Below are 15,176 nucleotides of genomic sequence, written 5' to 3'. Positions count from 1 at the left end.
TAAAAACAATTTTATGAAAAAATTAACGATCCCGGCAAACTTACACGAAGAAAAAATAAAAAAATCTCATTTTGGAACGACAGATTTGCCGGTCCCGGGCGTTTAAGAACCGAAGGGAAAAAACGTGAAGAGGTTATCATGAAGAAGTTTATCTTTCTGGCCCTTGCAGCTACCGCCTGTTTTGCGACGATGTCGCCGGCTGAAGCCCGCGAAGGATGCGGCGTCGGCTTCCACCGTGGCCCCTATGGCTATTGCCATCCGAACCGTCGACCCGTTGTTGTGGTCCCGGGCGGCCCGGCAGTCGGCATCTTTTATCCAGGCCGCGGCTACTGGGATGGTCATCGCTATTGGATGCACCGCGAACGTTGGCACGACGGCTGGCGCTATCGCTGATTAATCTCTCAACATCCACTTGGCCCGACCTTCAAGTCGGGCCAAGTTGTTTTTTACGCCGGACTTGTCGGGCAGACATCACAAGCTTTTGTCAATGTCTGATGCATGCAAGCACGTCATGCGATTGACCTGCCGGCGACAAGCAGGCAAAGCTGCTTGCAGTTAACGCCAGCAGACACAGACATGCTCAAGAGCGACATCAACGCCATCGATCATCAAGGCCCGATCATCGTCTTCGATGCCATGTGCGTATTATGCTCGGCAAATGCGCAATTCGTTCTGCGTCACGACCGCATAGGCCGCTTCCGCCTCGCATCCATGCAAAATGAAGTTGGAGCGCAGCTTTATCGACGCTGCGGCATTGATCCCGCCAATCCAGATAGCCTGATCATCGTCGACGGGGCGAGTGTGCTGCGCGACAGCGACGCCGTGCTTTCGATTTATGCCGGCCTCGGCTGGCCCTGGAGAGCGCTATCGTTGCTGCTTTTGGTGCCCAGAGCCCTGCGAAATCCTGCCTATCGCTGGCTTGCCCGCAATCGCTATCGATTTTTCGGCAAGCGCGAAACATGCTGGTTGCCAACGCCCGAACAAGCGGATCGGATCCTTTGAAGAAGGTGCTTGTTCTCGGCGGCTATGGCGGCTTCGGGTCACGGCTGTCGCGACGCCTTTCCGGCGATGGTTTCCATGTGCTGGTTGCCGGACGAAACGGCGAAGCGGCGGAAGCACTGGCGCGAAAACTGCCAAACGCGATCGGCTTGCGCGTCGACCGGCACGGCGACATGGCGGACGTTCTTGCCAATCACCAGCCCTTTGTCGTGATCGATGCCGCAGGCCCGTTCCAGAATGGAGATCACCGTGTCGCGCGCGCCTGCATTGCGGCTGGAATTCACTATATTGATCTTGCCGATGCTCGCGATTTTGTCGGCACAATCGGCGCACTTGACGACGCAGCCAAGATGGCCGGCGTTTGTATCCTCTCTGGCGCATCGAGCGTGCCAGCCCTCTCCAGTGCGGCGGTTGCAGATCTTGCCGACGGCATGTCCGAGGTTCGCTCCATCGAGATGGCGATCGGCGCCTCCAATCGCGCCACCGCGGGCGCGTCCGTCGCTTCGGCGATCCTAAGCTATGTCGGCAAACCCGTACGGCTCTGGCGAGGCAAGCGCTGGCAGGATGGAACCGGCTGGCACATGCTGAAGCGCGAAAGCTTCATGATCGCTGGCAAGCCGCGCCTGCGCAGGCTGGTCGCGCTGGCCGACGTTCCGGATCACGATCTCCTGGTCGAGGGCATACCGGGTAAGCCGGCCGTCGTCTTTCGGGCAGGGCCGGAATTTGCCTTCCAGACTCTCGCTCTCTGGCTGATGTCGTGGGCGGTGGTCTTCGGTTGGGTTTCATCGCTGCAGAAATTCAATCGCTTTCTGTTGCCCTTGCAAGGCCTGACTGCACGGCTGGGCACTGCGCGTTCAGCCATGGTTATCGAGGTTAAAGGTATTTGCCGAGGTGCGATGCTGGCCCGGCGCTGGACCCTCATCGCCGAAAACGGCGACGGCGTGGAGATCCCCACGCTTCCGGCGCAATTGCTGACGCGCGCCCTTTGTGACGATCGCCTCTGCGCAGGTGCGCGCGCCGCCAATGAGCTTCTAGATCTTACCGAGTTCCGCGCTCTCTTTCGCGATCTTGCCATCAACGACGCCGTCGTGGAGAAATCCTACATGCCGCTTTATCAACGCGTGATGGGAGCCGACTTCGCTGAGCTATCCGCACCGGTACGGACGATGCATGAGGTTTTTGGCGACGGCGGCGCGGCGGGAGAGGCGCTAGTCAGCCGCGGGATTTCGTTGCCGGCTCGGCTCGTCGCCGGACTATTCCGGTTTCCGACGGCAGGCCACCATCCATTGCACGTCTCTTTCGAGGAAAATAACGGCATCGAACGATGGACGCGCGATTTTTCCGGTCAGCTCTTCTCCAGCCATCTGAGCAAGGAGAGGGGTCATCTTGTCGAGCGCTTCGGGCCGTTTCGCTTCTCCTTCGACCTTACGCCGCGCGGCAATGGGCTGAGCATGGAGATACGCAAATGGTCGCTTTTCGGTCTTCGTCTGCCCCTCCCTCTCGCACCACGCAGCACGGCCTATGAATGGTCGGAGGACGGCCGCTTTCACTTCGATGTCTCGATCGGGCTGCTATTTGTGGGCTTGATCGTGCATTATCGAGGATGGCTGGGGCAGACCGCCTCATGCGATGCTACCCCAGCCCCTCGCCATCAACCGGTCCCGGCCGATAGCGCGGAGTCATAGGAACGATCAGTCGCCGGCGCTTGCTGCGCTGAGCACGGCCTTTACCGTTGCGGTAGCAACATCGTCATCGATGCCAACGCCGAAGACCTCGCTACCGTCCGGCCGGACGCATTGCAGATAAGCCGCCGCCTTCGCATCAGCTCCACGACGAAGCGCATGTTCCTGGTAATCGACAACGTTCAAATCCACACCGAAGGCATCCGCCATCGCGGCAAGGACCGACGACACGAGGCCATTGCCCCGACCGGTCACGGCGATGTCCCGATCCCGATGGCGAATGCGACCCGTAAAGATGCGCTCGGCACCACCGCCATTGCGCAGACCCCCCTCATAGTCGAGAAGCGCAAAAATGCTGATGTCGTCGACATGATAGGAGCGCACGAACTCGCTCCAGATGTCTTCGGCCGTCAGCTCGCGCTTGGTCTCGTCGGCGAGCAGCTGTATGCATCGGCTGAAATCCACCTGCATGGCGCGCGGCAGTTTCAGGCCTTTGTCCTGCTCGATCACCCATGCGACCCCGCCCTTGCCTGACTGGCTGTTGACACGGATGACCGCTTCGTAGCTTTCGCCGATATCGGCTGGATCGACAGGCAGATATGGCATTTCCCAAATGCCGTCGTTGCGGCGCTCATGAGCGGCGAAGCCCTTGCGAATGGCATCCTGGTGCGAACCGGAAAAAGCCGTGTGGACCAGTTCGCCTGCATAGGGATGGCGCGGATGGAGCGTGATCCCGTTGCAGTATTCGACCGTGCTGACCACCTCGCGGATCGATGGAAAATAGAGTTCCGGATCGATTCCCTGCGTATAGAGGTTCATGGCTAGCGTTACCAGATCGACGTTGCCGGTACGCTCGCCGTTGCCGAAGAGGCAGCCCTCGACACGCTCAGCGCCTGCCAGCAGCGCTTGCTCGGCGGAAGCGACGGCCGTGCCCCTGTCGTTGTGCGGATGCACGCTGATGATGACGGCATCCCGGCGCGAGATATTGCGGCAGAACCATTCGATCTGGTCGGCATAGACGTTCGGCATCGCCACCTCGACCGTCGCCGGCAAGTTGAGGATAGCCGGGCGATCCGCCGTCGGCTGCCAGACATCCAGGACGCGTTCGCAAATCTCGAGCGCGAAATCCGGTTCGGTGAAGCAGAAGGTTTCCGGCGAATATTCGAAAGTCCAATCGGTGTCGGGCCGTTTGAGACTCTCCTTCAGCATCGCCGTAACGCCAGTGATCGCCAGATCGACGATCTCATGCCGCTCCATGCCAAAGACGACACGGCGGAAAAGGGGCGCCGTTGCATTGTAGAGATGGACGATGGCCTTGCGGGCGCCTTGCAGGGATTCGAACGTGCGCGCGATCAGATCGGCACGTGACTGTGTCAGCACCTGTATTGCCACATCTTCGGGAATGCGGTCGCCCTCGATCAGCGCTCGAACGAAATCGAATTCGATCTGCGAGGCCGAGGGAAAAGCAACCTCGATCTCCTTGAAGCCAGAGGCGATCAGCATGTCGTAGAAACGGAGCTTGCGCTCCACGTCCATCGGATTGGCGAGCGCCTGGTTTCCGTCACGCAGGTCCGTCGACAGCCAGCGCGGCGCCTTGGTCAGCCTTTTGTTCGGCCATTGCCGATCCGGCAATTCAATCGGAGAAATAAAGGGGCGATACTTCGTTTCAGGGTTCTTCAACATCGATGATTTCCGTTGCGTGTCTATACGTCGGGAGAAAAGCGGACAGCAGCGTACGGTCGCCGGGATGCCGTCAGGCCCGACGACCGCCGGTAAGTCGCAGTGCAACGGAAGCAGACAGATGTTTAACCGCTTCAGCAGCGCCAACCTCGACATGCACGGATATGAGGCCTGCAGACAGCAGCCTTTGGCATCCGCGCAAATTTTGGAAAGAGGTCGACACTGACGATATGATCCTGCTTGGGAAGCTCTAGGTTATAGCCAGCGATCGTGATAATCCTGCGAGCATGGATCAAATATCGTCGCAAAAGGATCAAACGACTTGCGATCTGGCATCCGCATCACGGAAGGCGTCGCTGTCATCGCGCATGACCAACATCGCTTCTCCAGCCCGAGACATAGCCACCGCGAGGCTCAGTTGCTGTATGCCGTCAATGGCGTGGTGTCGCTGACCACGGATAGCGGTACATGGGTCGTGCCGCCAAGCCGCGCGGTCTGGCTGCCGCCCAATCTGGAACACGCGACAGCAAGCCATACGAACGTTCAGTTCCGTTCGCTTCTGATCGATACCCACGGTATTCCTGCTTTGCCGAACGAGTGCATGGTGGTGGAGGTTACTCCGCTTCTTCGCGAACTCATTTTGAGACTTGCCAGCCTCGTCGGAATGCCCGAGCGGCGCGAAATAGCCGAGGCTGTTGTCCGCCTGCTGCTGTTGGAGCTGACTTTCCTGCCGGCTCAGCCGCTGAACCTGCCGTTGCCGAAACATGCGGCGCTCGCCGAATTCTGCGATCGAATTCGCAACGATCTTGGCAGTGATATTTCCATCGAGCAGGCCGCCCATGAGCTCCACATGAGCCGGGCTACCTTCATGCGGCTGTTTCAACGCGAGACGGGCTTGAGTTTCGGCCGATGGCGGCAGCAGGCGCGGATGCTCAGGGCGCTCATGTTGCTGGCGGAAGGCAAGACCATTCTCGATGTTGCGCTGGAGTGCGGCTATGAAAGCCCAAGCGCCTTCTCCGCCATGTTCAAACGATCATTGGGCCGATCACCGCGAGACTATTTTCAGCCGGCCGAACCATCCGACACCGCTCGAAATGCTTCCGAAGAACGGGGCCTATCGCTCGCCGGCTAGGCAGCCAAACATCCGGAAGTCATGAAATGCGTCTTTGAAACGGGCTTTCTGCCGCAGCGTGCCTTCATATCGGAAACCGGACTTCTCCAGAACCCGATCCGATGCGGGATTGCCCGGCAACGTCCAGGCCTCGATGCGGTTAAGCGACAAATCGCCGAAACCGCACTGCAGCACTGCGTCCACGGCTTCGCTCATCAAGCCTCTTCCCCAGGCAGACGGATTGAGCTCATAACCAAGCTGCGCACATTTGGAGTATTGATCGATAACATGAAGGCGAACACCTCCAAGCAGCTGCCCGGAGATCCGATCCTCAATCCCCCATCCGCAGCCGTTTCCCTTATGGAACATGCTACCGATCCATTTAAGCGAGCGCTCCATCTGCGTCTTTTTCGGTGCGTCGGGCCAGTTGGAAAATCGCGTGACCTCGGGAATGGACATCAACTCATGAAACGCATCCAAATCTTCAGGGGTCAGCGCGCGCAAACGCAGGCGCTCGCTCGACAATTCGGGAAAGTCTGCCTTTGGCGCGGCCATAACGAGCTCAAGCCTTCAGGAAGTTGGCAAGAATGATCTCAAACCAAATGCGAGCCGGCGTGATCCAGGCGCTCCATACATTGTACTTGCCTGAATATGTGACGGCGGCGATGCCCGCGTCCGGCAGCAGCCACAGGCGTTGTCCACCATTGCCAAAGCCTGCACACCATGGACGCGGATCGGGAAACGCTGGCGTCGGGGTATGGCCGCAAAACCAAAGCATGCCGTAACTCAAATCATCGCCGGTCGAGACGGCCGGCGTCAGCGATCGATTAATCCAATCTTCGGAGACAATCCGTCGCTCGCCCCACACGCCTTTCTGCAGAACGAGCGTGCCGATCTTCAACAGGTCGGGTGCCGTCAAACGCAATCCCGAGGCCGCCGAAGCCACACCATCCGGGCCGGTAGACCAGTGAAATTGAGTGATATTCAAAGGCTCGAACAAAACCTCTTTCGCGAAATCGGGAAGGGTTTTGCCGGTACCCCTCTCGATGATCGCGCCCACGAGGGCGACGCTGCCGCCAGAATAGATCCAAGTGCTTCCGGGCTCCGCAACGATCGGACGCTCAAGAACAAAGCGGTAGCGGTCCTCAGCGTTCTCCATGGCAATTTCGCTGTTCAAAAGATCGGTATAAGGACGGTCTTCGTCCCATTCCATGCCGAGCGTCATCGCGAGAGCATGCTCAATTTTGATCTTCAGGCGTTCTTTGTCTGCCGCCAGATCCTCATACTCAGGAAATTGGGTAAGGAGCGGGACATCCAGCGCTGGCACGAGCCCTTTCTCAAGCGCGATACCATATAGGAGTCCGACGATGCTCTTTGTGATGGAGCGAAGATCGTGAAGCGTGTCCGCGGTAAAGGTCACCTCGCCGAGAGGTTCGCCCCAATTTTCATCCTGACCGACAGAATAATGCTGAAGAAACATCTGCCCGGCGCGGGCAGCTAGAACCACATGACTATCTCTCAACAAGCCGGCTTCGATGCCAGCCAGAAACTTGCGGCCAATCGCGGAATCAAATCCTAGCGCTTCCGGCTGCTGCAGCCCTGGGAACTTCATTTCATGACTGGTTGCGACCATATGAAATTGCTGCCTCCACATTTCACGGACGATCGGGCATCAGACAGTGTTCAATAATCCAGGTTGATCGGACGTGGCAGCACACGGAACGCCCATAAGCGATCCGACAGGAACATGCGCGACATCCACCTGGATCAAATCCAGCTGACACACAATGGATGAAACCCAGGGTTTTTCCAAGAGCCTCAGGCGCAGAAATTCAACTATTGCGGGCATCGACTGATCCGAGAGTTATCCTCTCTTCAGTTCCTCCTCGTGTTCCCTCGCAAAAGCCGCCACGGTTTTGTTGCGGCCGGTCAACTTCGCCTTGAGCAGCGCGCCATCGGCACGATTGATGAGCGTCGTCGTCGGGCCTGACGCAGGCGAGGAGGCAATGCCCACAGAGATCGACAATGGCCCGACAATCCGTCCGCGATAGGAGAAGGGCGTAGTAAAGACGCTGCTGCGGATCTTGTCGGCAAGATCGAAGCCGTCGCCATCGGCCATATCGGTCGCGATCACAGTCAGTTCCTCGCCACCGAAACGATAGGCCGTGCCGGCGCCACCCACCGTGTCGGACACGATCTGCGCGACATGACGCAACACCTCGTCGCCAGCATCGTGACCGAACTCGTCGTTGAAGCGCTTGAAGTGATCGATATCGATCATCATGCAAACAACCGTGCGGGCCGATTGATCCCTGTGCAGATTGTTCAGCGCTTCATCCAGGGAGCGGCGGTTGAACAGCCCCGTCAACGCATCGCGGATCGCCAGATTGACAAGCTTGTCCCGCAGCTGAAGATTGGCGATGGCAAGGCCAATATTTTCGGCGATCAGCTCGAGATAAAGCTGTGGCGCATGAACCGCAGTCGCATCCTTGGTCTTGTCCTCGAAATAGAGGAGGCCGATCGCCTCGCCCAGCGCCGTCAACGGCACGCACAGCCCGGGCACGCCTGACTCATCGAGATGCTGGCAGGAAATATCATTGTCTTCCACGTGGCTGACGTGCGGTCGGCCGCGCCGCAATCCCCAGCAGGATGCGGCAGAGAAGGATCGCTCGGAATGAACGGGGTCCAGCCAGCGGCTGACTTCGCTCAGCGCCGTCCGGCTCTCGTTCATGGTGTAGAGGCTCCCGGCAATCCCCGGAAAGATCTGCGGCACGAATAGCGCAACGACTTCGGCCAGTTCCTCCTGCGCGTAGCAGGCCTGCAGGCGATGCATCATCTGCAGAATGACGTCCTTGGTTTGCAGGTCGCGCTTGCGTTCCGCGTCGAGCCGGTTCCGCTCAAGGCCATTCTCCCGGAAAATCTGTATCGCATCGTTCATCTCGCCGATCTCATCGCCGCGACGATCCGTCGGAAGTTCGACGCTGTAATCCTGGTTTGCCAGCCGATTGACGATGCCGGTCATGCGGATCAACGGCAGGGCGACCCTGCGCCGCAGAATGAAATAAAGCACCGCAATAAAGATTGCCGCCGTCAGACCCAGCATCGTCTTGGCGATATTCGCCCACAGGTCGCTTCGTGCCTGCGCGTTGCGCATCGCCGCCTCGGTCCGGGCACTGGCCAAGGCGCGGAATTGATTGACATCATTGAGAAGCGCCGTCTGGGTGCGCTCATGCTCCGGGCCGAACAAAGCCGTTCGGGCTCCCGCCTGATCGCCACCGCGATAGGTTGCGACGGCCGCCTCCTCTACCGTATCCAGCGCGTCCGAGTCGGTTGCCACCTGCTCGATGATCTGGCGCTCGGCATCCGGTATGCCGACAGCACGCAACGCGTTGACGGCGGTGTCGCGCCTGCGCTCCTCGCCGTCGTCGATCGTGAAGGCATCTAGGTGCCTCTGCTCGCCGCGCATCACATAGAGGCGCGCTTCATCCGTCGTCTCTTCCGCACCAAGCGCAAGCTCCTCGCCCATGCTGTTCAGCAACAGATGTTGCTCCACCGCTTGTCTTTCCTGCAGGGCGCTTCGGGCAGACAGGATAAAGGCTAAAGCAGACAGCACGGTCAGGACCACGGTGATGCCGTAGGCCCAGTTCGTTATTGTCGTAATTCTCATATGCCGCCTTCCTGCGCCCGTTCACGCCCGATCGCCGGGATGTTTCGATCCCCATTTGCAGCGAGGCCTCGCGAACCGCCGCGAGTATAACACTCCAAACGTCTTTCAAGCGTTACTGACCCTATATGAAACTTTACTTATATCATACAGAGTGAAGCGGCATAGGCGACGATTTCCACTGACGGGAATTCCAGCCCCGGCTGAGGGGCCAGCGCCAGAACTCCCGGCTGTCGTCAGGGGTGAATACGACAGCATCGCCAACAAATCGATTTTCAGATCTACAATCCATAAATCCACTGGAAGCTGGGAAATACATGCTTAAGTTCCACAAGTGATTGCCTCAATGCGGGACATTCGCTTCAAGAGTGAAATATTATGATATTCTTATTCGGCAATATCTGCTTTCGCTCGCCTGCGGTCACCGGCCAGTTCGCCGAGCAAATATGAGACAGCTCCGATCGCCGCGTAAACCAAAAACGACCTCAGCAAAAAATCCCTGACGTCGGCGGCTAATGTTGTGCTTTCCTTTAACAAACTGTCGCGATACAAGACAGCGCGTGCCAACGCGCGGATGGATATACATGAAATCAAATGCGTATTTCTTTCGGTCAACGCTGCTGGCCCTCATTGTCGGCATTGCTGTCCTTGTCGTTATCGTCGGCTCGTCCCTATGGCTGGTGCAGCTCAATAGTGAATACTCGTCCCGCACGACCGAACTGCGCAGACTGCGCAGCTTCGCGGCCGATCTGCTGAGCACCATTCAGGATGCCGAGACCGGGCAGCGCGGCTATCTGCTGACCGGCGACGCCTCCTATCTCTCGCCCTACAACAAGGCGGTTGCGGAACTTCCGGCCCGCCGCTCCAGACTGACGGAACTCGTTGCCGCCGATTCGGAATATGCCGGTCAGCTCAAGGGTCTGGACACGGCCATCGATCTCAAGATGGCGGAATTGAAAACCGCGCTCGATTACGCCCAGCAATCGAGAATGCCGGATGCGATCGCGCTGGTAAAAACCAATACGGGCGAAAAATATATGCACGACATCAGGAGCCTGCTCGGCACGTTCCTGGCAACGATCGACAGGCGCTTGGTCGGCATGGTCTCCGATCAGCTGTCGGCAGCTCAAAATCTGCGTTGGGTCATGATCTGCGCCGCATTTGCGATCGGTCTGGTGCTTGCCGGCGCAGTCACGATCATCTTCCAGCATATCCGTGATCTTTCCAGGGCGCGCGAAGCGGTTCAGATTCTCAATACCGGCCTGGAAGAGCGCGTCAACGAACGCACCCAGGACCTCATGCAGGCCAATCAGGAAATTCAGCGCTTCGCCTATATCGTGACGCACGACCTGCGCGCGCCGCTGGTCAATATCATGGGCTTCCTGAGCGAACTTGAGAATTCACTCAAATCGCTGCGTGCCTATGTTCTTGCAGACGAAAACAGGCCGAATGAAACCGAAATCCGCGAAGCCCGTCTTGCGGTCGAGGAAGATTTGCCCGAAGCCGTCGGTTTCATCCGCTCGTCGACCCAGAAGATGGACTCGCTGATCAACGCGATCCTGAAGATTTCCCGCGACGGTCGGCGCAAATTGCAGCCGGAGCAGATCGATTTGAAGGGCCTGCTCGAAGCCACCGCCGCAAGCGTTCATCATCAGATCGCCGATACGGATGGCAAGGCGGAAATCTCGGTCACGGTCGGGAATTTCATCGCAGACCGCTTCTCGCTCGATCAGATCTTCGGCAATCTGTTCGACAATGCCGTCAAGTATCAGGTGAAGGGCCGCCCTCTGCATTTGCGCGTGAATGCCTATCGGGAGGGACGAGACAGGATCAGGGTCGATGTCCGTGACAACGGTCGCGGCATTGCCAAGCAGGATCTGGACCGCGTCTTCGAGCTATTCCGGCGCGCCGGTGATCAGGACCAGCCGGGCGAAGGCATCGGGCTTGCCTATGTTCGTTCGCTAATCAGAAACCTCGGCGGTGATATCACGGTTGAATCGGAGTTGGGGACAGGCAGCATCTTCAGACTGGTGCTTCCGTCGGATCTCACAAAAATTGTAAGGAGTATGCCAGCATGAGAACGACAGGCCAGGAAGTCACCATCGTCATGATCGAAGACGACGAGGGCCATGCGCGCCTCATCGAGAAGAACGTCCGCCGTGCGGGCGTGAACAACGAGATCATCCCATTCACCTATGGCAAGAAGGCGCTCGACTTCCTGCTCGGCGAAAAGCGCGACGGCCTGATCAATCAGGATCGCCATCTGCTCATCCTTCTCGACCTCAATCTTCCGGACATGTCGGGCATCGACATCCTCGAGCAGATCAAGAGCAATGAGCATTCCAAGCGCCTTCCGGTCGTCGTTCTGACGACGACGGACGATGAGCGGGAAATTCAGAAATGCTACGATCTCGGCGCTAACGTCTACATCACCAAGCCGGTCGACTATGAAGGATTTGCCAACGCTATTCGAAACCTTGGCCTGTTCTTCTCCGTCATTCAAGTGCCTTCGGCATCCTGATGGCAAACGCGAAAATCCTCTATATCGACGATGACCCGGCCCTATCCCGGCTGGCGGAGCGTATTCTGTCGCGGCACGGTTATCTTGTGCAGCATGCGCCATCCGTTGCTGCGGGCCTGGTATCGTTCGAGGCAGGAGGGTTCGACGCGGTCGTGCTGGATCACTATCTGCAGGATAGCACCGGCCTTCATTTCCTCGAAACGATCGGCGAAAAAGCACGCACGGTTCCGATTCTCTATGTGACGGGCTCCAGTGACGCTCAGGTTGCGATAACGGCTCTGCGAAGCGGAGCAGCCGATTATGTCATGAAATCGCCGAACGAAGATTTCTTTCCGCTTCTCGTCAGCACGCTAGATCAGGCGGTCGAAAACCATCGTCTTCGCCTGGCAAAGGAACTGGCAGACCGGCAATTGCTGATCGCCAAGGAGCGGGCCGAACTTCTGCTTGCGGAAATGAACCACCGTATCGCCAATAGTCTGGCGCTCGTGTCGGCCATGATCCGCATGCAGATTCAAACCGTCAGCACCGAAGAATCGAAAGCGGTGCTCATGGAAACCCAGAGCCGAATTACGGCCATCGCGGGTGTCCATCGCAGCCTTTACACGTCCGAAAGTGACGGTGAGGTCGAGCTCGACGTCTATCTGCGTTCGCTGATCAACGAGCTCCTGACGACGACGCGCACGAAGGAACAGCAGATCGAAATGGTCATGGAGCTCGACCGGATGTTCGTGACGCCGGACAAGGCCGTGTCGCTTGGCGTTATCGCCACCGAACTGGTGACGAACGCCATCAAGTATGCATTTCCGAACAGGGCCGGTCGTATCTGGGTGACGCTCAAAGCGGAACCGCAGCAGGCAACGCTTGTCATTCGCGACAACGGCATTGGCTTCAGCCCCTCCGATCGTGCCCAAGGAACCGGCCTCGGCAGCAAGCTCATCAATGCGATGGCAACGCGGCTGGAAGGAAAGGTTGCATACGACGCTTCCGAAGGGACGCTCGTTACTACGGCCTGGAGCCTGCAAGGCGCCTCTACATAAGGCACTTCACCTCTTCACCAGCCAATCGGGCATGCTGTTCGCCGCCCAATTGGCTTGCGCTATTCGCGGCTACGCCGAATGCTCTTTCGCGCGGGCGGCCTACTTCTTCATTTTGGAATAGTCGAATTTCGGCGCCTTCGACAGATCGTCCTTCGTCGTGTCGACATAGGCCTTCCAAGAACCATTGTCGTTGGCAAGGGCGATCGACGCAGGGTCGATGACAACATAGCTGTCGCCTATGCCCAGGAAACCTCCGACGCTTGCGACAACCCCGATCACGGATTTGCCGTCGCCGATCACAACGTCAGAAATCGAGCCGATCGATTCATCCTGCTTGTTGTAGATCGTGGTGCCAATGAGCTTCGACGTCACGAGATCGGTATCTTTGATCTCGACATATTTCAAAGGCATGGTTGCCGTCGTTCCCATCGTGATCCCCGGTCCCGCAATGATGGCATCAGCGCCGGATGCTGCGCTTTGTTGCGCCTGTGCGGCACCTGAAATACCGGCGGCAACGATTAACGCGGCAGTTGCGGAAGCAAATGAAAACTTCATGAAGGCACTCCTGATTGGAACTTTCGACAGCAGGTTCGTATTTGACCTACATTTCGAAAACGACTGATACTTCAAATAGTTCCATCATTAGTTCTTGCGGGCAGGCACGTGCGGCAGCGCCGTTTGATGCAACCATAGGCCTCATCGGCGCATCACTCAGAACGACAATTTTCCTGATTAGCTCCTCGCGCCCTGCACAGATTCTGCAAAGCCGCATGGGACTGTCACGTCATGAACAACGCACCTGAAAATACCGCCGCTCAGCCCGTCCACCTGCCGCACAGTCTTCTCAAGGAAAGTTGGTGGCTGGTGGATGAGCATCCTCCTCGCAACGACGTTCCGCGTCGGCAGGCCGCGCTTAGACTCCTGCCGACTAGCCAACCCATGACGCAAGGCCAGTGCTCATGAGCATCTCAGACCTGCCAATCATACCGCTTAGCCCCGCAAGCAACTCAAACCGCAAATCCCTTACAGTCATCGCTTTGGTCATCCTTGCCGATTTTCTCCTCTTCGACAGAGAGCTGGGGCTCAACCTCTTTCTCATGGTGAACGCGAGCGCCATTGGCATCCTTGTTTGCGCGAGGCGAAGCCGATCGCTGTGGTCCACGGCAACGCTTCTTCTCCTTTGCACGCTCCTGTCACTTCCGCTTCTGGAAACGCCATCGTGGATGGGTGTGAGCGTCAGCATGCTTGGCCTCATATCCGTTTCGCTCGGCGGCAGTGGGCTGTTACCTCGCCGTTGGCAACGCTTGCCCGTCATCGTGCTGCGCTTTCTTCTTGATTTACCCTTGCGACCGTTCCGCAAAACGACTTACAGCCGCTTTCGACACTCCCGTCGGGCAACGCCGCAAGCGATCTGGAGCTATCTTCGCGGATGGATTATGCCGCTTGGCTTTGCTGCCGGCTTCGTTGCCCTCTTTGCCAATGCCAACCCGCTTATCGAGAAGGCGCTGCGCAGCGTCGATTTTTACTATCTGCTTCAATTCCTGGACATCTGGCGTATTGGCTTCTGGCTTGTCATCGCGCTGGGCTTGTTCATCCTGCTGCATCCTCGCCTCAAGCGCCTGCCTTCACGCGGCCATCAGGCCATAATCGATAGATCCAGACGTCCGAGCGAATTCTTCGGGCACACGGCGCTGCTGCGCTCGCTTGTCCTGTTCAATGCACTGTTTACCATACAGACCTTACTCGATCTCACCTACCTCTGGGGCGGGGCAAGCCTGCCTGACGGCATGAGCCATGCCGAATATGCCCATCGCGGTGCCTATCCCCTCATGGCCACTGCCCTTCTGGCTGCCGTGTTCGTGCTTGCCGCCATGCGGCGCGGCGGTCCGGGAGACCATAGCAGGCTCATTCGCGCCCTTGTGCACCTCTGGATCGCGCAAAATATCCTGCTCTGCGTCTCGTCCATTCTCCGATTGGATCTCTACGTCGAATCCTACTCGCTCACGGAATTACGGGTGGCGGCAGGCATATGGATGGGCCTTGTTGCCGTTGGCCTATTCCTCATCCTCCTGCGGATCCTGTTGCATCGCTCCAACGAATGGCTTGTTGCTCTCAGCATGGCGGCACTTGTCGCGACACTTTATGGAACGGCCCTTGCAGACATTCCGGCTTTCATTGCGCGGTTCAACGTTGCGCACAGCCAGGAGATATCAGGCGATGGCGTACCGCTCGACATCGAGTACCTCTCCACGCTAGGCCCGTCCGTGCTCCCGGCACTTGATGCATATCTGGCGAACTTGCCCACGGGATGGACGGAGAAGGCAGCCGTCGCCACCAACCTGCGCAATGCGTTTGTCTGGAGCAATCCGCACAATCCGGACGACTGGAGAAGCTGGACGTTTCGTACCGTCCGCCTCGATCACTATCTTCGCGATCATCCCACCCTTGCCAGATGATGCATAAACGAACAAAAACAGGCGAG

Annotated in this window: 13 protein-coding genes; 8 read left to right on the top strand and 5 right to left on the bottom strand. The window is 57.9% G+C overall.

Annotation, left to right across the window (positions count from 1 at the left end; translation table 11 throughout):
- The first annotated feature begins 138 nt into the window (after nt 1–138).
- From HGP17_RS16480 to HGP17_RS16470, 3 genes are all read left to right on the top strand, one after another.
- Nucleotides 139–393, top strand: a complete 255-nt coding sequence (locus HGP17_RS16480; RefSeq protein ID WP_168810774.1) for a hypothetical protein — start codon at nt 139–141, stop codon at nt 391–393.
- Nucleotides 394–576: 183 nt separating this feature from the next.
- Nucleotides 577–1,002, top strand: a complete 426-nt coding sequence (locus HGP17_RS16475) for a DCC1-like thiol-disulfide oxidoreductase family protein (protein WP_168810773.1) — start codon at nt 577–579, stop codon at nt 1,000–1,002.
- A gap of 5 nt (nt 1,003–1,007) precedes the next feature.
- The gene (locus HGP17_RS16470; protein ID WP_348648955.1) at nt 1,008–2,684 is read left to right on the top strand and encodes a DUF4166 domain-containing protein; all 1,677 of its coding nucleotides are present in this window, start codon (nt 1,008–1,010) and stop codon (nt 2,682–2,684) included.
- A gap of 6 nt (nt 2,685–2,690) precedes the next feature.
- On the opposite strand, the gene leuA is transcribed toward HGP17_RS16470, so the two are convergent.
- Entirely contained in the window at nt 2,691–4,364 is a 1,674-nt protein-coding gene (leuA, locus tag HGP17_RS16465; RefSeq protein ID WP_168810771.1) for a 2-isopropylmalate synthase, read from the bottom strand.
- Nucleotides 4,365–4,683: 319 nt separating this feature from the next.
- Between leuA and HGP17_RS16460 the strand changes: the two genes are divergently transcribed.
- Nucleotides 4,684–5,493 carry a helix-turn-helix transcriptional regulator gene (locus HGP17_RS16460; RefSeq protein ID WP_168810770.1) on the top strand — a complete coding sequence of 270 codons (810 nt, stop codon included), beginning with the start codon at nt 4,684–4,686 and terminating at the stop codon, nt 5,491–5,493.
- Here HGP17_RS16460 and HGP17_RS16455 read toward each other — a convergent pair.
- The 3 genes from HGP17_RS16455 to HGP17_RS16445 all read right to left on the bottom strand — a co-directional run bounded on the left by HGP17_RS16455 (nt 5,476) and on the right by HGP17_RS16445 (nt 9,139).
- A complete protein-coding gene (locus HGP17_RS16455) occupies nt 5,476–6,027 on the bottom strand; it encodes a GNAT family protein (protein WP_168810769.1) in 552 nt (183 codons plus the stop codon). The genes HGP17_RS16460 and HGP17_RS16455 overlap by 18 nt on opposite strands.
- A 7-nt stretch (nt 6,028–6,034) precedes the next feature.
- Complete coding sequence (locus tag HGP17_RS16450; protein ID WP_168810768.1) at nt 6,035–7,105, bottom strand: serine hydrolase; 1,071 nt, start codon at nt 7,103–7,105, stop codon at nt 6,035–6,037.
- Nucleotides 7,106–7,336: 231 nt separating this feature from the next.
- Nucleotides 7,337–9,139 (bottom strand): diguanylate cyclase, encoded by a 1,803-nt coding sequence (locus HGP17_RS16445; RefSeq protein WP_168810767.1) that lies wholly within the window; start codon nt 9,137–9,139, stop codon nt 7,337–7,339.
- A 581-nt stretch (nt 9,140–9,720) separates the two neighbouring features.
- Between HGP17_RS16445 and HGP17_RS16440 the strand changes: the two genes are divergently transcribed.
- From HGP17_RS16440 to HGP17_RS16430, 3 genes are read left to right on the top strand one after another with little or no spacing between them, the layout of a single operon-like run.
- Nucleotides 9,721–11,214 carry a CHASE3 domain-containing protein gene (locus tag HGP17_RS16440; RefSeq protein ID WP_168810766.1) on the top strand — a complete coding sequence of 498 codons (1,494 nt, stop codon included), beginning with the start codon at nt 9,721–9,723 and terminating at the stop codon, nt 11,212–11,214.
- Entirely contained in the window at nt 11,211–11,657 is a 447-nt protein-coding gene (locus HGP17_RS16435) for a response regulator (RefSeq protein ID WP_168810765.1), read from the top strand. Before HGP17_RS16440 ends, HGP17_RS16435 begins: the two co-directional genes overlap by 4 nt.
- On the top strand, nt 11,657–12,694 hold the full coding sequence (locus HGP17_RS16430; protein ID WP_168810764.1) for a histidine kinase dimerization/phosphoacceptor domain -containing protein: 1,038 nt from the start codon (nt 11,657–11,659) through the stop codon (nt 12,692–12,694). The genes HGP17_RS16435 and HGP17_RS16430 overlap by 1 nt, the downstream gene beginning before the upstream one ends.
- A 99-nt stretch (nt 12,695–12,793) precedes the next feature.
- Here the strand turns inward: HGP17_RS16430 and HGP17_RS16425 are convergent, their stop codons facing one another.
- A complete protein-coding gene (locus HGP17_RS16425) occupies nt 12,794–13,249 on the bottom strand; it encodes a PRC-barrel domain-containing protein (protein ID WP_168810763.1) in 456 nt (151 codons plus the stop codon).
- A 404-nt stretch (nt 13,250–13,653) separates the two neighbouring features.
- Between HGP17_RS16425 and HGP17_RS16420 the strand changes: the two genes are divergently transcribed.
- Entirely contained in the window at nt 13,654–15,150 is a 1,497-nt protein-coding gene (locus tag HGP17_RS16420; protein ID WP_168810762.1) for a DUF4173 domain-containing protein, read from the top strand.
- Nucleotides 15,151–15,176 lie beyond the last annotated feature (26 nt).

The sequence above is a fragment of the Rhizobium sp. P38BS-XIX genome, from assembly GCF_012641435.1.
Lineage (GTDB): Bacteria > Pseudomonadota > Alphaproteobacteria > Rhizobiales > Rhizobiaceae > Rhizobium.
This window is presented reverse-complemented; position numbering and strand designations above follow the sequence as displayed.